Here is a 23,442-nt window from a genome sequence, read left to right as displayed (position 1 = left end):
CGGCTCCTGTCCGAATAACTGTCAGTTGAAAGTTTTCAGCGCAGCCATTCCGCCCGCGTATCGCGGTTGTTACGAGTGCGTTGACTGTATTTCTGTCGTGTGACAGGTATTAGCGCGCGCTGTATGACGCGGTGCCACAATGACGCCATGCGCTCCGATGGTCGTGGCCGCCCGAGGCTCGAGCAGTCCCGCAGACCCGGCAACAGCGCCCGCGAGGAAATACTGGACGCCGCGGCCGAACTGTTCACCGACCTCGGTTATGCCAGCACCTCGACCCGCCGCATCGCCGACGCCGTCGGTGTCCGGCAAGCATCGCTGTATCACCACTTCGCCACCAAGGACGATATTCTCGACGCGCTACTCACCGGCACGATCGACGCGCCCCTGCGACTGGCCGGTGACCTTCTTCGCGAGCAAGGCCCCGCCGCGCGGCGTCTGCACGCGCTGGTGGTCTTCGACGTCACCCAACTGTGCGCCAGTCGATGGAATCTTGGCGCGCTGTATCTGCTGCCTGAACTTCGCCGGGACCGATTCGAACAGTTTCGGTTGCGCCGCGCCGAACTGCGCGGCCGCTATCGCAGCCTGTCCGCCGAGGCGATCACCGAGTGCGACGGTCCTGCCGACGCCGAGGAGCTGCCGTTTCGACTGGTCGAGTCGGTGATCAACCGGCGCTCCGACGACGCCGACTGCCCGCCGGAGCAACCATGGGTGATCGCCGAGGGCGCCTTGCGGACGCTCGGGTTCGCCGGTGATTTCGGAGAACTGCGCAAGCTGACGGCGGCGCGGTTGGGGTTTGCCGATACAGTCCAGGTGTGACCGAATACCAGACCATCGCATTCGAGCAGGCCGGGCCCGTCGCACGGATCACGCTGAACCGGCCCGACGCCGCAAACGGCATGAACGACACCATGACTCGCGAACTTGCGGACGCCGCCAAGCGGTGTGACAACGCTGCAACCAAGGTCGTGGTGATCACCGGCGAGGGCCGATTCTTCTGTGCCGGAGGCGATTTGAAGTCATTCGCGGCCGCCGAGACGCGGGGGCCGTTCATCAAGGGTGTCGCAGACGACCTGCACCGCGCGATCTCCACGTTCGCCAGGATGGACGCGGTGGTGATCACCTCGGTCAACGGCGTTGCCGCAGGCGCGGGTTTCTCGCTCGCGGTCACCGCAGACCTGGTGCTGGCCGCCGAGTCCGCGTCGTTCACCATGGCCTACACCCGCGCCGGCCTGAGTCCGGACGGCAGTTCGTCGTACTACCTGCCCCGGCTCATCGGCATCACGCGGACCAAGGAGTTGATGCTGACCAACCGCACGCTGAGCGCACCGGAAGCGTCGCAGTGGGGACTGGTCACCGAGGTGGTTCCCGATGCTGAACTGGCAGCGCGCACGAACCAGCTTGCGGAGCAAATGGCCGCCACCGCAAGCAAATCCAACGGCGGCGTGAAGTTCTTGATGCTCTCGACGTTCTGCAACGGACTCGAGGAGCAGATGGAACTCGAAGGCCGCCTGATCGCGCTGCTGGCGGATTCCGACGATGGCCGCGAGGGCATCGACGCGTTCCTCGAGAAGCGGAAGGCCAAGTTCGCCTAGAAGGAGTGCTCCTCGGCGGGGAACGCTCCGCTGGCCACCTCGACGGCGTATTGCACTGCGGCACTGCGCAATTGGCCGCCGACGTCAGCGAAGCGCTTGACGAACTTGGCGGTCTTGCCGCTGGTCATGCCTGCCATGTCCTGCCAAACCAGCACCTGCGCATCGCAGTTGGGTCCTGCGCCGATACCGACTGTCGGGATGGTCAGCTTGCCGGTGATCTGGGTGGCCAGTTCGGCGGGCACCATCTCCAGCACGACGGCGATGGCGCCGGCTTCCTGCACCGCGATCGCGTCGTGGATGGTCTGCTCTGCGGCATCGCCGCGGCCTTGCACCCGGAATCCGCCGAGCCCATTCACGCTCTGCGGGGTGAACCCGATGTGGGCCACCACAGGGATACCGGCCTGCGTCAGCGTCGCGATCTGGTCGGCAACCCGTTCGCCGCCCTCCAGCTTGACCGCGTGCGCGCCGGTCTCCTTGAGGAACCGGGTGGCGGTGGCCAGCGCTTGCTGCGGGCCCGCCTCGTAGCTGCCGAACGGCAGATCCGCGACCACCAGCGCGTGCGGAGCGCCCCGCACCACGCCGCGCACCAGCGGAATGAGTTCGTCGATGGTCACCGGCACCGTGGTGTCGTAGCCGTAGACCACATTGGCGGCGGAGTCGCCGACGAGCAGCACTGGGATCTCGGCCTCGTCGAAGACGCGGGCGGTGGAGTAGTCGTAGGCGGTGAGCATGGCCCACTTGTGGCCTTCTGACTTCCACTTCTGAAGGTGATGGGTGCGCACCTTCGTCCGCGGGGCGGACGATTGAGCGGTGACGCGCGGTTTGGAATCGGCAGCACCGTAAACAGTCTGCTCAGACATCGTTGTCCCTCGTAGGTTCGTCGGGTCGATCCTCGTGGCCCTGTGGGTCCCCGGGTTCGTCTGACGTTTATAAGTCTGCCACCTGCGTGTCCGAAAGTTAAAAGCCACGTTAAGTGGATTTCCTCACAGTGACCGCGGCCACGCATAAGCTCGGCGGCATGCAACGGCTCAGCGGACTCGACGCCAGCTTCCTGTACCTCGAAACCGCCAAACAGCCCTTGCATGTGTGTTCGATCCTGGAATTGGACACGTCCACCATGCCGGGCGGATATACCTTCGATCGACTGCGCGACGCACTCAATCTGCGCATCAAGGCGATGCCGCAATTCCGCGAGAAGCTCGCCGACAGCCGGTTCAACCCGGATCATCCAGTGTGGGTGGATGACAAGGATTTTGACGTCGACCGGCACCTGCACCGCATCGGTCTGCCCGCGCCAGGCGGCCGACATGAGCTGGCCGAGATCTGCGGCCACATCGCGTCGCTGCCGTTGGACCGCAGCAGGCCGCTGTGGGAGACCTGGGTGATCGAGAACATCGCCGGCACCGACGCGCACGCCGGCGGACGGCTCGCGGTGATGACCAAGGTGCACCACGCGGGTGTCGACGGCGTCACCGGCGCCAACCTGATGTCGCAGCTCTGCAGCACCGAACCGGACGCGCCCGCGCCCGAGCCGGTCGAGGGCGTCGGCGGCGCCTCCAGCCTGGAGATCGCGGTCAGCGGCGCGGTCAAGTTCGTCACCCGGCCGTTGCGCCTGGTGAATGTGGTGCCGACGACGGTGTCCTCGGTGGTCGACACCGTCAAGCGGGCTCGCAGCGGGCTGACCATGGCCGCGCCGTTCGCCGCGCCCAAGACCGCGTTCAACGCCAACCTCACCGGCCACCGCAACGTGGCGTTCGCCCAACTGGACCTCGAGGACATCAAAACGGTGAAGAACCACTTCGGCGTCAAGGTCAACGACGTCGTGATGGCGTTGGTGTCCGGGGTGCTTCGCAAGTTCCTCGCCGACCGTGGCGAACTGCCCGACAATTCGTTGGTCGCGATGGTTCCGGTGTCGGTGCACGAGAAGTCCGACCGGCCCGGCCGCAACCAGGTGTCGGGGATGTTCTCCAGACTGGAAACGCACATAGAGGACCCAGCCGAGCGGCTGAAGTCCATCGCTGAATCGAATTCCGTTGCCAAACAACACAGTTCGGCGATCGGCGCGACTCTGCTTCAAGATTGGACGCAGTTCGCCGCGCCCGCTGTGTTCGGGATCGCGATGCGCGTCTACGCGAGCAGTCGGCTGACCGAGGCACGCCCGGTGCACAACCTGGTCATCTCGAACGTGCCGGGCCCGCAGGTGCCGCTGTACTTCCTCGGCAGTGAAGTCAAGGCCATGTATCCGCTCGGCCCGATCTTCCACGGCTCGGGACTGAACATCACCGTGATGTCCCTGACCGGCAAGCTCGACGTCGGGATCGTCTCCTGCCCCGAGTTGCTGCCCGACCTGTGGGACATGGCCGACGACTTCGAAGTGGCGCTGGCCGAGTTACTGGACGCCACGAGATAGCCACCAAAACCGGCCGTCTCCAGGGTCGATAGGTTGTCATGGCAGCATGTTGAGCCATGAGCCTCAAGATCGGGGTCCTTGCGACCATCGCTGCCCTGTTGCTCGGCGGGTGCAGCAACATGGTCGACGGGCGGGCCGTCATCGCGGCGCCCAGGCCGGGCACCCCGATCCAGTGGGGCCCGTGTAAGGCCGCCGCTGCCTCTGAGACCGCCCGCATCCCCGCAGGCGCCGAATGCGGCATGTTGTCTGTGCCCGTCGACTACGCCAAACCCGACGGCGACGTCGCCCAGATCGCGATGATCCGGTTCAACGCGACCGGTCAGAAGATCGGCTCGCTGGTGATCAATCCCGGCGGTCCCGGCGAATCCGGCGTCGAGGCCGCCGCGACGATGGCGTCGACGCTGCCGGACTCGGTGCGCCAGCGCTTCGACCTCGTCGGCTTCGACCCGCGCGGCGTCGCCAACTCCACCCCCGCGGCGTGGTGCAACTCCGATGCGGACAACGACCGACTGCGCGCCGACCCGATCGTGGAGTACACCCAGGCGGGCGTCGACCACATCGAGAAGGAGAACAAGGCCTTCGTCCAGCGGTGTGTGGACAAGATGGGTACCGAATTCCTCGCGAATCTAGGAACGGCCAACGTGGCCAAGGACCTGGAAGCGATCCGCGTCGCCCTCGGCGACGACAAGCTGACGTATCTGGGCTACTCGTACGGCACCCGCATCGGGGCGCTGTATGCCGAGGCGTATCCCGACAAGGTCCGCGCGATGATCCTCGACGGCGCCGTCGATCCCAACGCGGACCAGATCGAGGAGGAGATCCGTCAGGCCGCCGCGTTCCAGAAGGCGTTCGACAATTACGCCGCCGACTGCGCCAACAGCCCGGACTGCCCGCTGGGCACCGACCCGAGCAAGGCGGTCGACGTGTACAAGAGTCTCGTCGAACCGCTGGTTCAGCATCCCGCCAAGACCAGGGATCCGCGCGGGCTCAGCTACAGCGACGCGATCGTCGGGACCATCCTGCCGCTGTACTCGCCCAACCTGTGGCGTCATCTCACCCAGGCGCTGTCCGAATTGAAGGACGGCGAGGGCGACACCATGCTCGCCATGGCCGACCTGTACATGGGTCGCGATCCGCGGGGTCACTACAACAACTCGACCGATGTACGGGTTGCGGTCAATTGCATGGACAAACCGCACATCACCGACCGCGCCAAGGTGGTCGACGAGGACCGTCGTACCCGCGAGGCGGCACCGTTCATGAGCTACGGCCAGTTCACCGGCCTTGCGCCTCTTGACGCTTGCGCGTTCTGGCCGATTCCCGCAACCGGCGACCAACACCAGATCAACGTGAGCGGCCTGCCGCCGATCCTGGTGGTGTCAACGACCAACGATCCGGCCACCCCGTATCAGGCTGGGGTGGACCTGGCCCATCAACTCGGCGGCACCCTGCTGACGTTCGACGGCACCCAGCACACCGTGGTGTTCCAGGGCAACGCCTGCGTCGACGACATCGCGGCGCGCTATCTGGTCGACGTTGTTGTGCCGCCGCCGAACACGCGCTGCTAGCTGCGCGATAACAGCAAGGTCACCTTTGTATTCCAGGCGCAGACCCGCGCCCGTCCCCCGTGCGAACATGTTGGCCATGTGGCGGGTGGGCAGGCTGAGTTCGATGCTGCTCGCGATCTTCCTGGCTTCGGCGATCGCGTGCCCCGCTGCATGGGCGTCACCGGAGGGCGAGTCCGTCCAGCGGTACGGCCAACCGCCGCTGTGGGGAAGCTGTGGCAGGTTCGTCGGCGACGTCTCCGCCATCCCGACCGCGCAGTGCGGCACGGTGTCGGTGCCTGTCGACTACGCGAAACCCGAAGGCGCACAAGCGCAATTGGCGGTGATCCGGATCCCCGCGGCCGGTGACCGGATCGGCGTTCTGGTGGTCAACCCCGGCGGACCGGGCGCGTCGGCGGTCGACACCGTCGCAGGCATGGGTGCATCGCTGGCCAATACCGACATCACGCGACGGTTCGATCTGGTCGGCATCGACCCTCGCGGTGTCGGGCATTCGACACCAGAATTGCGTTGCCGCACCGACGAAGAATTCGATGCGTGGCGGCGTGAGCCGATGGCTGATTACAGCCCACAGGGCGTGGCCCAGATCGAAGCGCTGTACGCCCAACTCGCGGACAACTGCCTGGCGCGGATGGGTGCGGATTTCCTGGCCAACATCGGGACCGCCTCGTCGGCGCGCGATATGGAAGTGGTGCGCACCGCACTCGGCGAGAACCAGATCAATTACCTCGGATTCTCGTACGGCACCGACCTCGGTGCGACGTACGCCGAGCAGTACCCTGACCGGATCCGGGCGATGGTGCTCGACGGCGCCGTCGACCCGAGCCTCGACCCCATCGCCAACAGCATCCGCCAAATGGCTGGTTTCCAAACAGCTTTCAACGACTACGCCGCCGACTGCGCACAGTCGACCGGGTGTCCGCTCGGCACCGACCCGGCGAAGTTCGTCGACCGCTTCCACGAACTGGTTGACCCGCTGGTGACAAGGCCGGGGTGGACGTCGGACCCGCGCGGGCTGAGCTATCAGGACGCGATGACGGGCACCGTCAACGCGCTCTACACGCGGCGCTTCTGGCCGTATCTGACCAGCGGTCTGCTGGGCCTGCAGCGCGGCACCGATGCCGGCGACCTGCTGCTGCTGGCCGACGACTACCAGCATCGCAACGAATCGGGTCACTACAAGAACCTCCAGGACGCATTCGCGGCGATCCGCTGCGTCGATACGCCGTATCCGACCGATCCCGCGGTGTGGGCCGACGCCGACCGGCAGATCCGCGAAGTCGCGCCGTTCATGCAGTACGGCACGTACACCGGGTTCGCCCCGCGCGACCTGTGCGCGATGTGGCCGGTGCCGCCGACGTCGACGCCGCACCCGGCCACCTCGCCGGGGCCGGGGAAGGTGGTCGTCGTGTCGACCACGCATGACCCGGCAACCCCGTATCAGGCGGGCGTCGACCTCGCCCGTCAGATGGGAGCCCCGCTGATCACCTTCGACGGAACCCAGCACACCGTCGTGTTCAACGGCGACGAATGCGTCGACACCGCGGTGGTCAACTATCTCATCGACGCGGTGGTGCCTGCGGACGGCCTGCGCTGCTAGCGGTGGCCTGTCGCCGCCATTCATCATGTGCGACGTGCGAGGTCCTGACAGGCCTGGTCCATGATCGTCACCGCTTCGTTGATCTGTTCGGAAGAGATGATCAGCGCGGGCGACATACGCAAGACGTTCTCCGCGTTGAGCTTGAAGAACAGCATGAGGCCGCGCTGCTTACAAGCCTGGTGAAAGGGCGCGCTCAGTTCGGAGTTGGCAAGCAGTAGGCCGTTCATCAGTCCGCGGCCGCGGACGCCGCTGATGATCGAGGGGTAACGCTCGACGAGTTCGCCGATACGAGTACGTAGCAGATTACCCATGCGTTGCACATGGATAAACAGTTCGTCGGTCATCGAGTCCATCACGGCGCAACCGGCAGCCATGACCACGGCGTTACCACCGAAGGTCGAGATGTGCGACAACGGGGGCGTCTGGAGTGCGCGGAAGTTGTCGACGCTGGAAACAACGGCGCCGAAAGGTAATCCGCCCCCTCCGGCCTTGCCCAGACAGGTGATGTCGGGGTGGATGCCGTACTGTTCTTGCGCGCTGAATGTGCCGGTTCGGCCGTATCCGGTTTGGATCTCATCGATGATGACAGGAACGTTCGCAGATTGGGCCGCGGCTACGACGGAGCGGACCCACTCGACATCGAGCGGGATGCAACCGGCTTCACCTTGTACAAGTTCGAGAACAAATCCACCGAACTGCGCCCAGTTTTGCGGGTCAGCCCACCGGCCAGGAGAGACATTTGGATCGAGGAAAGTCGTCGAGTCGTCGACGAAGAATCCACTCTTGTATTCGTCGCGCCACGACACCGCCATCGAGCCGTATCCCCGGCCGTGGAAGCCGTTCTCGAGTGCCACCATCGGCTTTTTGCCGCTGACCCTGCGCGAGATCTTGAGGGCAAGGTCGATTGCTTCAGTGCCCGAGTTGACGAAGAAGACCTGCTGCGGTGAACCGTTCGCACCCGGTGGAAACCGCTGCGATAACGCCTTCGCATATCGGATTTGGCTGTCATGCATGTGTTCGCCGTAGATCATGGTGTGGGTGTATACGTCGAGTTGTTCTTTGATGGCCGTGATGACCTTTGACGGACGCAAACCCAGATTCATCACACTGATACCCGACGTGAAGTCGAGGTAGCGGTTGTCGGACTGGTCGGTGAGATGCACCTGGGTCGCGCCTTTGATCGGGAACGCCTGGGCGTGCTCCCAGGTCTGAGCCACGTAGGCGTAAAAGTCCTCGCCGCGTTCATCCGCAGCCAGCGTGGCGCGTTCGGGTGTCGAAAAGAGGTAGTCAGAGTCCATACGGTTATATAACGATCGCTATTCTATAATTCATCCTCGATCTCACGGGTCCAGTCGCTCGGTCGTGAGCCGCTGTGCACATTGGCCGCTGAGCGGATTACGTGCCTGCAAATACGTGAGCATGGCGCGAACCCTACGGTGGTCGTCATCAGAGGTTCGGAGACCCAGTTTTCGAAAAACTCGTCTTATGTACACCTCGATGGTTCGATTGTTGACCTCCAGCCGCCGCGCAATCGCCGCGTTGGAAAGGCCTTCGGCAACTAGTGCGAGAACTTGCTTTTCGCGGCTACTGAGCATCTCCAGCGGATCATTCACTCGACGCGCCGCCATCAACATCCCGATCAGAGTGCGATCGATTACCACCGACCCCTGCGTGATCATCTCGAGAGCATGGAGAAAAGTCGGCACATCGGACACCTCCGACTTGAGAAGATAACCAGTAGAGGGTTCGCTCAGCAGTCGCGACGTCGCGTCGGATACGTCAACATGCTCGGAGAGCAACATGATCGCCGTTTGAGGGTACTTTGCACGGATCGCGAGCGCAGCGTCGAGTCCCTCGGTGGAATATGACGGAGCCATTCGAATATCAACAATCACTGCATTGGGTTGCAACTCCTCGACCAATGTCAACAGTTCGGTTCCGTCGGCAGCCTGCCCGACCACGGTGAAGCCGGATCGATCGAGCAGGCTCGCCAGCCCTTCGCGCAGCAGAACGCTGTCGTTGGCGATCACCACCGTTACGGCATCCAATTCAGCGACCCGTGTGTGCGCTGATGACGCGCCTTCCGTTGATTGATGTTTACCGCTCGTCCGGGCGCTGGGACTTCATGTAGGGATAGCGGTCGGTACGGCATATGGGACCCACCCCGTTCTCCTAACATGACGCAAGGCGCGACGCCTAAGATAGCGGTCGGTATGGAAGAGCGCTATCTCAATCGTCAACCGGATCTCGGCTGAGATGCTCCTACCGTCTGAGCTGAGCGCCGAAGCTCCATGCGTCGGACTAGACCGACAGATGCGTCGTGAACCAATCTCGCGCAGCCTCGGAAGCCACAGTGAAGCCTTCACCGGTGTATGCAGAAAAGTGTCCGCCGGCAAGCAAGACGAGCTTCTTGGGTTCGGCCGCCGTTGCATACGCCGCCGTCGCCAGATTTCCACCGGTAAGCCCGTCGTCGCGGCCGACGATCATCAGAAGGGGAGTGGGTGTGATATCCGGCAGATAGCGTGCTGGCTCATAGCCATAGAAGTTGTCCAGGCTACGCAGCGTCACCTCGTTAGGCCAGTCCGGATCCAGCGTTTCGCGCGCATGGGTGAAGAACTCATAGGAATCCGGAGTTGGCAAACCCACAAGCACAGAGGGGTCTGTGCCCACCACAGGGATCATCGTTGCGGGTTCGCCGGCGGCGCGGGCGCGCCGATCCATAGTGAATACGTCCGGACCAACTACCACATTGTTCACCCGCGCGAGGTTGGCGTAGGTTGCCCGGCCGCTTATGAACGGCGCCTGGCCGCACACTGCCTTCACGCGTCGGTCGATCGCGGCGACAACGAAGGCGTGCGCTGCAGAAAAACTCGTTCCCCACACACCAATTCGATTGGGGTCCACCTCGGCACGGTTCTGAGCGACACTGATCGCGTGCTGATAATCACGGATCTGCTCCCACGGATCCACTTCGTGGCGCGGTTGGCCGGGAGCTGTGCCTGATTCTCCCCAGCCGCGGTTGTCAAACACCAGCACTGCCAACCCGGCTCGTGCGAAAACCTCGGCGAACTTGTCGAGATAGATCCTCTTTGTTGACGTCCATCCGTGCGCCATGACCACACACGGACTCCGGTCAACGGCACCGTTCGCCGGGTAAAACCAGGCGTGTAGCGATGCGCCTTCGGCGTCAAACACCACATCCTCACGAACCATGTCCAACACCTTTCCGACGTCGAATCGCGTTGACTGCCGCCTGGGTTAAACCAGGACGCTTCCGCCGTCGACCTTGATCACGGCACCGGTCGAGAACTTCTGCTCGATGCAGTACAAGTACGCCTGTGCCGCGTCGTCCACCTCGCCGATACGACCGAGCGGGATCTGTTCGGCCGTCATGGAGAACATCGCTTCACGATCGGCGCCGTCCAAATTCCTCCACAGCGGGGAGCGCACCACGCCGGGGGCAACTGCATTCACCCGCACTGGCGCAAGCTCGACGGCCAGCGCGGTAGTCAAAGCGTTCATCGCGCCACAGAGGCTCACAGGAAGGGCGCCGAACTCAGGTTGCTCGCTCGCCGACCCGCTGGTCAGGGTGATCGAACCGGTCGCGGGCAGACGCGGTGCGAACATTCGCACCGTGCTGCATGCACCGATGAAGCGGGTTTGGTAAAAGCTCGAGATCACCGCTGGAGTCAGGCCTGTCAGAGGTACGGCTTCCAACGGCTCGCCTGCGGTATAGACGAGGTGATCGACGGACCCGATGTCCTCGGCAAGCTGCTCGACGGCCGCCATATCGGTGAGATCGACGGTGGCACCGTGGGCGCCGGCGGGCAAGAGGGCCAGCGCGCGATCAACACTCGACTGCGCGCGTGACACAACGATGGGCGTGGCGCCACGCTCGGCGACCGCCGCAGCCACAGCCAGGCCAATGCCCGACGTTCCACCAACAATTAGGACGCGTTGATTCTGCAAGCTCATGGCTACCAGCCTTGCGGTCCCCGGACGGGTGTGTCCAAGACCTTTTCAAGGCAATGTCGATACCCCCGAGGTATCAAGTGCGCACGCGAGCGATCCCCCGCGCGTCGGCAGAGTGCGCGCAGTTGATTCGGGATGTCATTGCTGTCGTGATTCAATCCCGCCGCAGTGGCTGCCAGCAACCGAACGACTCCGGACGGCTGTCACGACGCCGATGTATTGATAGCGGTAGTTACGTTATGGGGGTAAACTCGTACTATTCCGTTGAAAACGCTGTCACAAGGGGTGTTAATGCGATATCCACCGGATCAGAAGGTAAAAGCGCGAGCCTCCCTACTGGAGGCTGGTTTGACTTCGATGAAGGTGGCCGGCTTCAACGGAATTGGGGTCGACGGGCTCGCCGCGGCAGCGGGTGTCACCTCTGGGGCGTTTTATTCCAACTTCGCGAATAAAGAAGAGATGTTGAAGGCGATCGTCGACGCAGCCGTCGGTGAGCCGCTTCTCTCCGAGAGCGAATCCGCTACTACGAAAGCCGAACTTCGGTCACTGGTGAAGAAGTTCATCGCGGACTACATCAGTGACCACCATGTCGCAGACCCAGCCAACGGCTGCGTTATGCCAGCGCTGAGTGCGGACGTTGCTCGGGCAAGCACTCGCACCCGGACGGGCTACGAGCGCAATATCTTGGCGATGGCTGAGCGAATAGCAGATGCACTCGACGGTCCTCGAGCTGATCGGATGCGGCGCGCATGGAGCATCGTTTCGCTGATGGTGGGGGCGATTACGATCTCACGCGCCATGTCCAGCAGCGCCACACAGTCGGAAGTCATTGCCTCTGTGCGGAAAACAGCCAATCAGCTGGTCTCGGTACCGGAGAAGCGTAAACCAGTTGCCTAACTGAGAGACAGTCGTCCTTTGATGCAGTTGGCAACGCACACTACGCGTTTGGCGAGATGATGCAACGCTGCCACCGTCGCCTCAGAGACTGCTGCGCTGTTGTCCATGCCCGTGACATGACTGACACCGTAGGGGTTACCGTCTGCCCACTTCAATTCCTCGGTGAATCCGGGCGGCACCAGGATGCCACCGAAGTGCATCAAGGTGACGTAGATGTTCAACAGCGTTGATTCTTGGCCGCCGTGCTGGGTCCGGCCAGACGTGAAGGCAGAATACGCCTTGTTGGCAAGCCTGCCCTCGAGGAACAGCGGGGTCAGGGAGTCGATGAACACCCTGAACTGCCAGGCCTGATTGCCGTATCGAGTCGGGGTCCCGAAAACGATGGCATCGGACCACAGCACATCTTCTCGGCTCGCGATTGGAATCTGCTGGCCGGCAGAGAGATTGGCGGCCCATATCGGGTCGGCTGCCACGGCCGCCGGATCCGCTTGTTCGGCGATGCGGCGCAGACGCACCTCAGCTCCGACGGCTTCGCCGGCGTCAGCGACCTCGCGAGCCATCGCGGCTCCGTGCCCGGTAGCCGAGTAGTAAATGACAGATAGCCGGGTGGCCTGTCCTGGGGTCACGGTCCTCCATGTCGAGAAGGTAAGGCTCTGGTCGCTCTGTGTCTACTGTTATGACAATTAATCACTGCGTGAGAAGCGTTGGGGTAGCGATAGTTACTCAGGGAATCGTTGATCAACACGCAGCGCTTTCATAGGTGGGCCGGTTCTCAGCCACGTGCGAGTGTTTAGGTTTTGTGTTGGGTCTTGGTGAAGTGGGCTGCTTGTTCGCCGATGATGACGCAGGGTGCCATGGTGTTGGCGGTCGTGATGCGGGGCATGATGGAGGCGTCGGCGATGCGTAGACCGGTGGTGCCGTAGACGTTGAGGTGGCCGTCGACCACTGACATGTTGTCGCGGCCCATTTTGGCAGTGCCGGATTGGTGCCAGTAGGTGGTGACGGCGTTGCGTAGGTAGCTTTCCAGTTCGGCACCTGAGGTGTTGGTGGGCATGGCCTCTCGGGTGACGAACGGACGTAGTTCGGCGCTGTTGCCGATTTCACGCAGTGTCTCCACGCAGGCGATGGCTGTTTTGAGGTCGTCGGGTTCGGCTAGCGCGTTGGCCTGGATCTGGATGGGGTCGGTGGGGCGGGGTCCGGTGAGGCGTAGCTGGCCGCGGCTTTTGGGGTGTGATGGTGCGCCGCACAGTGTCCATGCGTTCTGCGGCAGGCCGTATTTGGCGGCGTTTTCGGCGGTGGCTTTAGGGAATGGTCCCATGCACGCGAACAGGTCGGGTCCGTCGATGTCCGTGTTGAGTCCGGAGTCCCAGAACAGGGCGGCTTGGACTTGTGTGCTACCGGGGACGGTCGCGGGCAGCTCCCATACGCAGTCAAAGCCAAAGTGGTCCTGGAAGTTTTGGCCCACTCCTGGTAGATGCTGCACCACGGGGATGCCCAGGCGACGCAGTTCGGTCACGTCACCGATCCCGGACTGCATCAGCACCTTCGGTGTGTGAACAGCGCCCAGCGACAGCACGACTTCGGTGCTGGCAGCGACCTGATGTGTCGCTCCGGCGTGTTCGATTTCAACACCGGTCACGCGGGTGCCCTGGAACATCACCCGCTTGACCAGTGCCTGGGTGAGCACGGTCAGATTGGGCTTGTCCAGATAGGGGCCCACATAGCTGCGGAACACCGAGACACGTTGCCCGTCGCGGATACGCATGTCCGTGACCGCAGCACCACGGTTCTCCTCCATCAACCGCCCGTTCGGACTCTGATAGGTCGGAATCCCGAACCCCTTGGCCGCCTCCAACACCGTCGGGGCCAACGGGTGCGGACCGGCAGCCGGCGCGACGAAAACAAGTCCACCCCGACCGCGGTGAAGCGATTCCCCGCTACCCTGCCAGTCCTCGATAGTGCGGTAGAGATCCAACACCCGCTCGTATCTCCAGGACGTCTCCCCGGACTCGTCGGCGAAGTGATCCCAGTCACTGCGGTGTCCGCGCGCCCAAATCATCGCATTGATACTCGAACCCCCACCGAGTCCCTTGCCCATCGAAAAGGGCAGCGCCCGACCATGAATCCGCTCATCAGGCTCAGCCGCAAACCCCCAGTCACGTTCACTGCCCAGATTCAGCGTCCACTGGTCAGCCTGCCTCACGCTGTCAACTTCATCAGTACCGCCAGCCTCCACCAGCAATACCGACACCTGCGGGTTCTCGGCAAGTCGACGCGCCACGACCGACCCCGACGTTCCGGCACCACACACAACAAAGTCGTACCGCGACTCCAACGCACCGCCCACAACGCCCTCCTCAGTTTGATATAGCGATCGCTATGCCACTCAAACGCACCCACCACCAAAACAGTTCATCGCGAACCACATCCACAGAAACCACTCAGGCCACTGGTTATGGTTGACATGGGTAACATCACGGGCTGGATGAGTTGGGCCGCGGGTGGGATCGGTATCAATTAGGTCCGGGGCTGATGTGGTGGGTATCAGCACGCCGGCGCACGGTGCTGGCCGGCATGCCTGCCGGGGACGCGCCTGATGCACCAGAAACTCCAGAGACTGCTCGATACCCTCGGTCTGCCGCGAATGCCGAAAGTGCCCTGGACAGTCCGCTGGGGCGCAAACCGCATGCCAAAAGCAGCGCTCGTGTAACACAGATTTAACAGCGCGAACCTACGCTGCGGTCATGGATCGGCAGAAGGAATTCGTGCTGCGCACGCTGGAAGAACGCGATATCCGCTTCGTCCGGTTGTGGTTCACCGACGTGCTCGGATACCTGAAGTCGGTGGCGATCGCGCCCGCCGAACTCGAAGGCGCCTTCGAAGAGGGCATCGGTTTCGACGGTTCGGCGATCGAGGGCTTCGCCCGCGTGTCGGAGGCCGACATGGTGGCCCGTCCCGATCCGTCGACCTTCCAGGTGCTGCCGTGGACCAGCAGTTCGGGCAAACATCACTCGGCGCGGATGTTCTGCGACATCACCATGCCCGACGGTTCGCCGTCGTGGGCCGACTCGCGGCACGTGCTGCGTCGTCAGCTGTCCAAGGCCAGCGACCTCGGCTTCTCCTGCTACGTCCACCCGGAGATCGAGTTCTTCCTGCTGAAGCCCGGCGAGGAGGACGGCAGCCCGCCGGTGCCCGCCGACAACGGCGGCTACTTCGACCAGGCGGTGCACGACGCGGCGCCGAACTTCCGCAGGCACGCCATCGACGCCCTGGAGCAGATGGGCATCTCGGTCGAGTTCAGCCACCACGAGGGCGCACCGGGTCAGCAGGAGATCGACCTGCGCTACGCCGACGCGCTGTCCATGGCCGACAACGTGATGACGTTCCGGTACGTGGTCAAGGAGGTCGCCATCGGCGACGGGGTGCGAGCCTCGTTCATGCCCAAGCCTTTTGCCGAACATCCCGGCTCGGCCATGCACACGCACATGAGCCTGTTCGAGGGCGAGACCAACGCCTTCCACAGCCCCGACGACCCGCTGCAACTCTCCGACGTCGCGAAGTCGTTCATCGCAGGCATCCTCGAACACGCCCAGGAGATCAGCGCCGTCACCAACCAGTGGGTGAACTCCTATAAGCGATTGGTGCACGGCGGCGAGGCGCCGACGGCCGCGTCCTGGGGCGCCGCCAACCGCTCGGCGTTGGTGCGGGTGCCGATGTACACCCCGCGCAAGGCGTCCTCGCGACGCGTGGAGGTGCGAAGCCCCGATTCGGCGTGCAATCCGTACCTGACGTTCGCCGTGCTGCTGGCGGCGGGCCTGCGCGGCATCGAGAAGAATTACGTGCTTGGCCCGCAGGCCGAGGACAACGTGTGGAGCCTGACGGCCGAGGAGCGCCGCGCGATGGGCTACAAGGAACTACCCGGCAGCCTCGGCGTCGCGCTGACCGAGATGGAGAACTCCGAACTGGTCGCGGAAGCGTTGGGGGAGCACGTCTTCGACTACTTCCTGCGCAACAAGCGCACGGAGTGGGAAAACTACCGCAGCCACGTGACGCCGTTCGAGCTGAAGACCTACCTGTCGCTGTAGCTGACGCTCGCGATAACGTCTCCGACGTGGCCAAACCTGCGACGCAGCGACCGAAGCTGCCAAGCGTGGGCCGGCTGGGGCTGGTCGAGGCGTCCGCGACCGCGGACCTGGACCGGCTCGGGTGGAACACCGACGCACACGTCGAACTGCTGTGGTCGCTGTCGCGGGCTCCCGACGCAGATGAAGCCCTGCACGCAATCGTCCGACTCGCCGACGCCATGGGCGCCGACTGGGACGAACTCAACCACGCGCTGCTCAAGGACAAGGCGCTGCGCGGCCGGCTGTTCGGTGTGCTGGGCTCGTCGCTGGCCCTCGGCGACCATCTGGTCGCCAACCCCGGGTCGTGGCGTCTGCTGTCCGGTGACATCGCGCTGCCGTCCGCCGACGAGTTGCGCGCGACGTTCGCCGAGATCGCGGAGAGCGTCGAAATCGGCAGAGACACAGCGCCCGCGGTGGCGCCGCTGCGAACCCTCTACCGCGACCGGCTGCTGGTGCTGGCGGCGCTGGACCTCGCGCCGGTGGTGGAGAACGAACCCGTGCTGCCGTTTCCCACCGTCGGTGAGCATCTGTCGGACCTGGCCGACGCCGCGCTCGGCGCCGCGCTGACGGTCGCCACCCGCTCGGTCTGCGGGGACGACGGGGCCCCGCGGATCGCGGTGATCGCGATGGGCAAATGCGGTGCGCGCGAGCTGAACTATGTCAGCGACGTCGACGTCATCTTCGCGGCCGATCCCGCCGACGCCATTGCGACCCGGCTGGCTGGCGAGATGATGCGGTTCGCAGGCGACGCCTTCTTCGAGGTGGACGCCGCGCTGCGGCCGGAAGGCAAGCACGGCCAACTGGTGCGCACCCTGGAGTCGCACATCGCCTACTACGAGCGGTGGGCCAAGACGTGGGAGTTCCAGGCGCTACTCAAGGCGCGGCCCGCGGCAGGCGATGCGGAGTTGGGCCGCCAGTACGTCGACGCGCTGATGCCGATGGTGTGGACGGCCAGCCAACGTGAGGACTTCGTGCCCGAGGTACAGGCGATGCGCCGCCGGGTCGAGGAACTCGTGCCAGCCGGGGTGCGGGCGCGGGAGATCAAGTTGGGCACCGGCGGGCTGCGCGATGTCGAGTTCGCGGTGCAGTTGCTGCAACTGGTGCACGGCCGCAACGACACCTCGCTGCATGTGGCGTCGACGGTCGATGCGTTGGCCGCGCTGGGTGCGGGCGGGTACATCGGCCGCGACGACGCCGCGAACATGACTGCGTCATATGAGTTTCTGCGGCTGCTGGAGCATCGGCTCCAACTGCAGCGGCTCAAGCGCACCCACATGCTTCCCGACGAAAACGACGACGAGGCGCTGCGGTGGCTGGCGCGGGCCGCGCATGTGCGGCCCGACGGCCGCCATGACGCGCTGGGCGTGCTGCGCGAGGAACTCAAGCGCCAGAACATGCGGGTGTCTCGGCTGCATGCCAAGCTGTTCTATCAGCCGCTGCTGGAATCCGTTGGCACAGTCGGCATCACTGAATTTTCCGGGGCAATGAGCCCCCAGGCAGCCGAACGTCAGCTCGCCGCGCTCGGCTACGAGGGTCCGCAGAGCGCGCTGACGCACCTGGCCGCACTCACCGGCAGCAGCGGCAGGCGTGGGCGGGTCCAGCGGGTGTTGCTGCCCACGCTGCTGGATTGGCTGTCCGACACCCCCGACCCCGACGCGGGTCTGCTGGCCTACCGGCGCATCAGCGAGGAACTGGCCGACCAACGCTGGTACCTGTCGACGCTGCGGGACGAGGGTGCGGTGGCCAAGCGGCTGATGCAGGTGCTCGGGACGTCGGCATACGTGCCGGACCTGCTGATGCGGGCACCGGAGGTGATCCAGCTCTACGCCGACGGCCCCACCGGGCCCAAGCTGTTGGAAGTCGAGCCCGAAGGGGTGGCACGGGCGCTGGTCGCATCGGCGGGCAGGCACGCCGATCCGGTGCGGGCGATCGCGGCGGCGCGCACGTTGCGCAGGCGTGAGCTGGCCCGCATCGCGTCCGCGGATCTGCTCGGCATGCTCGAGGTGACCGATGTCTGCAAGGCGCTGACGTCGGTGTGGGTGGCCGTGCTGCAGGCAGCGCTCGACGTGATCATCCGCGCCAACACGCCCGCCGAGGGTGCGCCCGCCCGGATCGCGGTGATCGGAATGGGCAGGCTCGGTGGCGGCGAACTGGGCTACGGATCCGACGCCGACGTGATGTTCGTATGCGAACCGAACCCCGGTGTCGACGAGTCGGCGGCGGTGCGGTGGTCGATCACCATCGGCGAACAGGTGCGCACGCTGCTGGGCACGCCGTCTGCCGATCCGCCGCTGGAGGTCGACGCCGGGTTGCGGCCGGAGGGCCGTAACGGCTCGTTGGTCAGAACGCTGTCGTCATACGAGGCGTACTACGAGAAGTATGCGCAGCCGTGGGAGGTGCAGGCCCTGCTGCGGGCGCATCGGGTGGCAGGCGATCTCGAACTGGGGGAGCGCTTCCTGCGGATGATCGACAAGACCCGCTACCCCTCGGGCGGGGTGTCTGCCGCGGCGGTGCAGGAGATCCGGCGGATCAAGGCGCGCGTCGACGCGGAGCGGCTGCCCAGGGGCGCGGATCCGAACACACACACCAAGCTGGGCCGTGGCGGGCTGGCCGACATCGAGTGGACCGTGCAGCTGCTTCAGCTGCGGCATGCGGACAAAGTGCCTGCGCTGCACAGCACTTCGACCCTGGACACGCTCAACGCCATCGGCGCCGCCGAACTGATCGCCGAGGGCGACGTCGAACTGCTGCGGCAGGCCTGGTTGACGGCGACGCGGGCGCGCAACGCGCTGGTGTTGGTGCGCGGCAAACCGACCGATCAGCTGCCGGGACCGGGCCGTCAACTCAATGCCGTTGCGCTGGCGGCGGGTTGGGACACCGACGACGGCGGTGAGTTCCTTGACAACTATCTGCGGGTGACGCGCCGGGCGAAAGCGGTTGTGCGGAAGGTCTTCGGAGAATAGGGCACAGCGAATGAGTATGGATTTCGGCTTTGATGTGATCAGTGCGCAGGAGTACGACCGCCAGCGGGTGCTGTACGAGCCGCTGACCGAGGCGATCCGCAAGCTGATCGACGCGGGCATCCACACCGACGTCGACGAAGCCACCGCGCGCGAGGCGCAGGCCGCAGTCGAGGCCGTGACCGCGATGCTCGAGCAGAAGCGGCGCACCGCCACTTCGACGCTGCGCCACGAGGACACCGGACGCCCGCTTGCCTGGGCCAATCCCGCTGTCGGACTGCGCAATGCGATCGCCCCGCCGATGGTGATCCACCACGAACCCGACGGGCGGGCCTGGAGCGAGTTCACCCTCAGCGGTGCGTACGAGGGTCCGCCGGGATGGGTGCACGGCGGCATCTGTGCGCTGGTGCTCGACCACATCCTCGGCGAGGCCGCCAGCGACGGGCTGACCAAACCGAAGTTCACCGGCACCATCACACTGCGGTACCTGCGGGGTACCCCGCTGGGGCCGCTGCGCGCAGAGGCGTTCATCGAGCGCACAGAAGGCGTGAAGACCTTCGCCCGCGGCTATCTCAGCGACGCCGGTGGCACCACGGTCGAGGCCGACGGCGTGTTCATCCGGCCTGCATGGGCCAGAGAAGTGGGATGAGGTGCCCATGAAGTTTTATGTCAGTACCGCGTTCCTGGACACCAACGAAGCCATCGAGATCGCCAAGGCGGCAGACGATCTCGGCTACGACGGGATGGGCGTCCCTGACCACGTCATCAACCTGGAGACGCTGGCGACGCCCTACCCGTACACCAAGGACGGTAAGCGTCGCTGGGAAGCATTCACCGACTGGCCAGACCCATGGGTGATGATCGGCGCCGTCGCGCTCGTCACGTCCCGTCTGCGGTTCGTGACGACGGTGTATTTGCCCGCCATGCGCGATCCGTACTCCGCCGCGAAATCCATTGGTACCGCGGCCTATCTGGCCGATGGTCGGCTCGAGCTGGGCATCGGGGTGGGCTGGTGCGAGGAAGAGTTCACCTTGATGGGGCAGCGCTTCGACCTGCGCGGCAAGCGCACCGACGAGATGCTCGAACTGATGAAGGCACTGTGGCAGCCGGGCTGGACCGAGTTCTCCGGCGAGTTCTACACGGCGCCGCGGCTTGAGATGGAGCCGACGCCGCCGCACATCCCGATCTACGTCGGCGGCCTCAGCGACATCGCGTTGCGCCGCGCCGCCCGCCACGACGGCTGGATCGGCGACCTGATCACCACCGACAAGGCCATCGAACGGGTGAGCAAGCTGCGCGAGCTGCGCGCCGAACGCGGTTTGTCGATGGACGATTTCGAAGTGCTGACGCCGTTGACCGACGCGTTCACTGCCGAGCACTACAAGCGCGCCGAGGACAACGGCATCACCGGAATCATCACGATGCCATGGATGTTCTACGGCGGCCCGCAGGCGTCGTTGCCCGAAAAGATCGACGGCCTGCGGAGGTTTCGCAAAGATCTCGGGCTAGACGCGTAACCCGACGGTCCGGGTCACCACGCCGCCGTGCCCGTCGTCGGCAGTGATCGCGAAGTGGTCGACGAACCCGGCGACCGCCCTCTCGTTCGGGGTGTACTGGAACAGCCCGTCGCCGAGATCATTGACGGTCCCGCAGAACGGTTGGGTGGCCGCAATGGTCACGGTGTCACCATCGGGATCGTCCACACTCACCTGATACAGGTGGTAATCCACCTCGGTGACGGTCAGTTTCGGTGGCTCGTTGGCTACGTCGGTGTCGACGACGGAGGTGTCCCGCGCGGTGATCTGCACCAGCGACGAGTGCCAGGTGTCCGTCAGATAGATGCGGTCGCCGTTGACCGCCAACGTATTCGGCATCCCGTGGATCGGTACCGAGGCGATCTGGCCGCCCGGTAGGTCGACGATCGACAACTTGCTGGTGAACGTCGACTCGTAGCCCTGACTGGCCACGTACACGTGATCACCGTTGTCGGAGACGCCGACCGCGCAGCCGCCGACGGGCAGGGTTTCGACGACCGCGCCGGTGGACGCGTTGACGACCGTCGTGGTGCCCGGATGCGCGCTGCTGCTGTACGACCCTTCGTTGTTGGCCACATAGACCCGCCTGCTGTCCGGTGACACCGCGACACCGGTCGGGTAGTAGCCGACGGGCGCAACCCGAACCACATGACCGCGCGCGCTGAGAATCGAGATCGTGCGGGTGGACTGACCGCCGTAGAAGCCGTAGTCGGTGACGAAGGCTTGTCCCAATGCGGCGGCGACCGCATACGGATGTCCGCCGACCCCGATGGTGCGGACGACGACGTTGTCGATGGTGTCGATCACGTTGACGGTGCCGTCGCGGTTGTTGGCCACGTAAAGATCTGCGCCGACGAGGGCCAACTGGAACGGGTGATCGCCGACGGCGATGTATTCCACGGCGCCGTCGTCTGGGTCGAGCATGGCGACCCGACCCCCCGCCGGGTCTGCGATGTAAAGCCGCCGACCGTCCGGGCCGACCACCACGCCTTCCGGTCGGAATGCCAGCGGAATTCGCGACGACGTGTGGTCAGCGGTCCGGATCACCGTGACCGCTGCCTCGTCGACGGAGCTGGTCACGAAGACTCGGTCACCGCGCGCGCTGATCGCGATCCCGGCGGGCACCACGCCGAGTGGGATCTCGGCCGTGACGGCATACGACGGCACCGTCCTCATCGACACCAGCGGAACCGACACGGGCACAACGACTTTGGTTCGCTTGCCCTTGGCCAGCGTGATCGTGAACGTGTCGCGCCGCTGCGCCGCCGACGCCCCGACGGCCACTGCCTCGTGGCGCGCCGCGACGGCGGGACGATACGCCCACACGCCGGTCTTCGCGTTGATGACGACGGTGCCCTTCGAGGCGGCGCTGGCCGAGTAGGTGTAACCGTCGGCGGCCACTCCACAGGTGCCGGTGACCACCCCGGTGGCGGGGTCGGGACTGTGTGCGGTCGAGTCGGTATCCGGTGCGGGCTCGACGCGGCGCGGGCTGATCGGCACGGTGACGGTGATGTAGGCGCTGGCGCCTCGAGGGTCGACCGCGCGGAAGCCCAGTGTCTCCTCGCCGGCGGCGGTGTCGTCGCGTTCGGTGGGGTAGGGGACGTACGTGAACGTTCCGTCCCAATCGATGGTGACCGAGCCGCGTCGCGGGAACGGCGCATCGAGGGTGAACGTCAGCCAATCACCGTCCGGGTCAACGATATTCGGAGAAACAGTGACCGAGCCCGTCGTCGGATCCGGTGGCCACAGTCGCGGCGGCGCGACCACGACAGGAGCATGGTTGTCGTTGACCCAAGTGATGATCGAACTCAGTAGCCGGCCGCGGCCCTCGGACGCGGTGACGACGAAGCTGTCGGTCTGGGCGTTGACCCGTGCGTTGGGTGTATAGCGGAACATGCCGTAGCCCAGGTCGGTGACGACGCCGTCGCGCGGTCGGGTGAACGACAGCGCGACCGCCGCCTCGTCCGATCCGATGACGGCCTGATAGGTCACCGCGCCCGTGACGCGGTCGCCGTCCCCCACCTGATGCACGCTCAGTGCAGAGGCTGCGTCGGCCGTCGACCCAGAGGTCATTGGCCAATGATCGGCTATTTGTTGCTAAAGGGGAATCAGGTGTTTCCCTAGTAAAGCCCTCCTACGCTTTTACCTGCTAATTAACTTTGCCGTAGATTAGCTGTTGTTGGTGACCATCTTCGCTGTTTCAGCCGTCCGGCGCGCATTGTGTCCAGCGCATACGCGCCGGGGCCGGTGAAGACGAGCAAGAAGAAGGCAAAGCAGAACAGGATCGTGGGCAGCCCACCGTTGCCGCCCATCTCCGGACCGACGATCGGCCACAGCGCATGCGGTTGGTGCTGCCAGAAGTAGGCGACGGCCATATGGCCTGACGCGATGAAGGCGGCGATGCGGGTGAACAACCCGAACATGATCAGCAGGCCGGCAACGAACTCGATGATGCCTGCATACCAGATCGGCCAGTTGCCCGTCGGGATGCCGAATGCGATGGGCCAGTCGAACAGTTTCGAGGTGCCGAAGAGCGTGAAGAGGAATCCGAACACCACGCGGAACAGGCTCAGCACCGCCGGGGAGTACGTCGTGAGGCGTGAGTCCAGTTTGGTCGTCATGGGTTTGACCCTACGGCTGTGACTCGCCCGCCGTGACTGCAACGCCGGAACGTCGTGCGGCCGGTGGGGCATGGGAGCACCGGCCGCATGACGCGGCTCCCCCCGAGGAATGACGCTAGGGGTTAGCCGGTCGCGAGGAATCGGGCGTTTCCCTATCTGACAGCAT

General features: G+C 64.6%; 19 protein-coding genes. 10 read left to right on the top strand and 9 right to left on the bottom strand.

Annotated features, from left to right (window positions below; translation table 11 throughout):
- Positions 1–147: 147 nt before the first annotated feature.
- Positions 148–816 (top strand): TetR/AcrR family transcriptional regulator, encoded by a 669-nt coding sequence (locus A5724_RS18050; RefSeq protein ID WP_067804829.1) that lies wholly within the window; start codon positions 148–150, stop codon positions 814–816.
- Positions 813–1,592 (top strand): enoyl-CoA hydratase/isomerase family protein, encoded by a 780-nt coding sequence (locus A5724_RS18045; RefSeq protein ID WP_067804826.1) that lies wholly within the window; start codon positions 813–815, stop codon positions 1,590–1,592. The genes A5724_RS18050 and A5724_RS18045 overlap by 4 nt, the downstream gene beginning before the upstream one ends.
- Here the strand turns inward: A5724_RS18045 and panB are convergent.
- Positions 1,589–2,452, bottom strand: coding sequence for a 3-methyl-2-oxobutanoate hydroxymethyltransferase (gene panB / locus A5724_RS18040; protein ID WP_067804823.1), 864 nt, complete (start codon positions 2,450–2,452; stop codon positions 1,589–1,591). The two genes, A5724_RS18045 and panB, sit on opposite strands and share 4 nt — an antisense overlap.
- 158 nt (positions 2,453–2,610) lie before the next feature.
- Between panB and A5724_RS18035 the strand changes: the two genes are divergently transcribed.
- The 3 genes from A5724_RS18035 (at position 2,611) to A5724_RS18025 (ending at position 7,167) form a co-directional block, all read left to right on the top strand.
- Positions 2,611–4,002: a wax ester/triacylglycerol synthase family O-acyltransferase gene (locus A5724_RS18035; RefSeq protein WP_067804849.1), complete on the top strand. Its 1,392-nt coding sequence runs from the start codon at positions 2,611–2,613 to the stop codon at positions 4,000–4,002.
- Between the two features lie 56 nt (positions 4,003–4,058).
- Complete coding sequence (locus A5724_RS18030) at positions 4,059–5,570, top strand: alpha/beta hydrolase (protein WP_067804820.1); 1,512 nt, start codon at positions 4,059–4,061, stop codon at positions 5,568–5,570.
- Positions 5,571–5,637: 67 nt separating this feature from the next.
- Entirely contained in the window at positions 5,638–7,167 is a 1,530-nt protein-coding gene (locus A5724_RS18025) for an alpha/beta hydrolase (RefSeq protein ID WP_067804817.1), read from the top strand.
- A gap of 23 nt (positions 7,168–7,190) precedes the next feature.
- On the opposite strand, the gene A5724_RS18020 is transcribed toward A5724_RS18025, so the two are convergent.
- The 4 genes from A5724_RS18020 to A5724_RS18005 all read right to left on the bottom strand — a co-directional run bounded on the left by A5724_RS18020 (position 7,191) and on the right by A5724_RS18005 (position 11,142).
- Positions 7,191–8,465 carry an aspartate aminotransferase family protein gene (locus tag A5724_RS18020; RefSeq protein ID WP_067804811.1) on the bottom strand — a complete coding sequence of 425 codons (1,275 nt, stop codon included), beginning with the start codon at positions 8,463–8,465 and terminating at the stop codon, positions 7,191–7,193.
- A 42-nt stretch (positions 8,466–8,507) separates the two neighbouring features.
- Positions 8,508–9,197: a LuxR C-terminal-related transcriptional regulator gene (locus A5724_RS18015; RefSeq protein WP_369830648.1), complete on the bottom strand. Its 690-nt coding sequence runs from the start codon at positions 9,195–9,197 to the stop codon at positions 8,508–8,510.
- Between the two features lie 271 nt (positions 9,198–9,468).
- Complete coding sequence (locus A5724_RS18010) at positions 9,469–10,380, bottom strand: alpha/beta hydrolase (protein WP_067804807.1); 912 nt, start codon at positions 10,378–10,380, stop codon at positions 9,469–9,471.
- Between the two features lie 45 nt (positions 10,381–10,425).
- Complete coding sequence (locus A5724_RS18005) at positions 10,426–11,142, bottom strand: SDR family oxidoreductase (protein ID WP_067804805.1); 717 nt, start codon at positions 11,140–11,142, stop codon at positions 10,426–10,428.
- 288 nt (positions 11,143–11,430) lie between these two features.
- Here A5724_RS18005 and A5724_RS18000 point away from each other — a divergent pair, with 288 nt between their 5' ends.
- Entirely contained in the window at positions 11,431–12,036 is a 606-nt protein-coding gene (locus tag A5724_RS18000; RefSeq protein WP_067804802.1) for a TetR/AcrR family transcriptional regulator, read from the top strand.
- On the opposite strand, the gene wrbA is transcribed toward A5724_RS18000, so the two are convergent.
- A complete protein-coding gene (gene wrbA, locus A5724_RS17995) occupies positions 12,033–12,662 on the bottom strand; it encodes an NAD(P)H:quinone oxidoreductase (protein WP_067804799.1) in 630 nt (209 codons plus the stop codon). The genes A5724_RS18000 and wrbA overlap by 4 nt on opposite strands.
- Before the next feature lie 164 nt (positions 12,663–12,826).
- The gene (locus tag A5724_RS17990) at positions 12,827–14,383 is read right to left on the bottom strand and encodes a GMC family oxidoreductase (RefSeq protein WP_067804797.1); all 1,557 of its coding nucleotides are present in this window, start codon (positions 14,381–14,383) and stop codon (positions 12,827–12,829) included.
- A 397-nt stretch (positions 14,384–14,780) separates the two neighbouring features.
- Here A5724_RS17990 and glnA point away from each other — a divergent pair, with 397 nt between their 5' ends.
- The 4 genes from glnA to A5724_RS17970 are packed head-to-tail and all read left to right on the top strand — an operon-like array spanning position 14,781 to position 20,637.
- A complete protein-coding gene (gene glnA, locus A5724_RS17985) occupies positions 14,781–16,121 on the top strand; it encodes a type I glutamate--ammonia ligase (protein ID WP_067804794.1) in 1,341 nt (446 codons plus the stop codon).
- A gap of 26 nt (positions 16,122–16,147) precedes the next feature.
- A complete protein-coding gene (locus A5724_RS17980) occupies positions 16,148–19,123 on the top strand; it encodes a bifunctional [glutamine synthetase] adenylyltransferase/[glutamine synthetase]-adenylyl-L-tyrosine phosphorylase (protein WP_067804791.1) in 2,976 nt (991 codons plus the stop codon).
- Between the two features lie 10 nt (positions 19,124–19,133).
- Positions 19,134–19,769: a PaaI family thioesterase gene (locus tag A5724_RS17975; protein ID WP_067804788.1), complete on the top strand. Its 636-nt coding sequence runs from the start codon at positions 19,134–19,136 to the stop codon at positions 19,767–19,769.
- 7 nt (positions 19,770–19,776) lie between these two features.
- The gene (locus tag A5724_RS17970) at positions 19,777–20,637 is read left to right on the top strand and encodes a TIGR03619 family F420-dependent LLM class oxidoreductase (RefSeq protein ID WP_067804847.1); all 861 of its coding nucleotides are present in this window, start codon (positions 19,777–19,779) and stop codon (positions 20,635–20,637) included.
- Here A5724_RS17970 and A5724_RS17965 read toward each other — a convergent pair.
- Positions 20,626–22,728: an Ig-like domain-containing protein gene (locus A5724_RS17965; RefSeq protein WP_082965122.1), complete on the bottom strand. Its 2,103-nt coding sequence runs from the start codon at positions 22,726–22,728 to the stop codon at positions 20,626–20,628. The two genes, A5724_RS17970 and A5724_RS17965, sit on opposite strands and share 12 nt — an antisense overlap.
- An 80-nt stretch (positions 22,729–22,808) precedes the next feature.
- Positions 22,809–23,276, bottom strand: a complete 468-nt coding sequence (locus A5724_RS17960) for a DoxX family protein (RefSeq protein ID WP_067804781.1) — start codon at positions 23,274–23,276, stop codon at positions 22,809–22,811.
- Positions 23,277–23,442 lie beyond the last annotated feature (166 nt).

Source organism: Mycobacterium sp. ACS1612 (genome assembly GCF_001667505.1).
Lineage (GTDB): Bacteria > Actinomycetota > Actinomycetes > Mycobacteriales > Mycobacteriaceae > Mycobacterium.
Note: the sequence above shows the minus strand (reverse complement) of the source record. Positions and strands in the feature narration are given on the sequence as shown.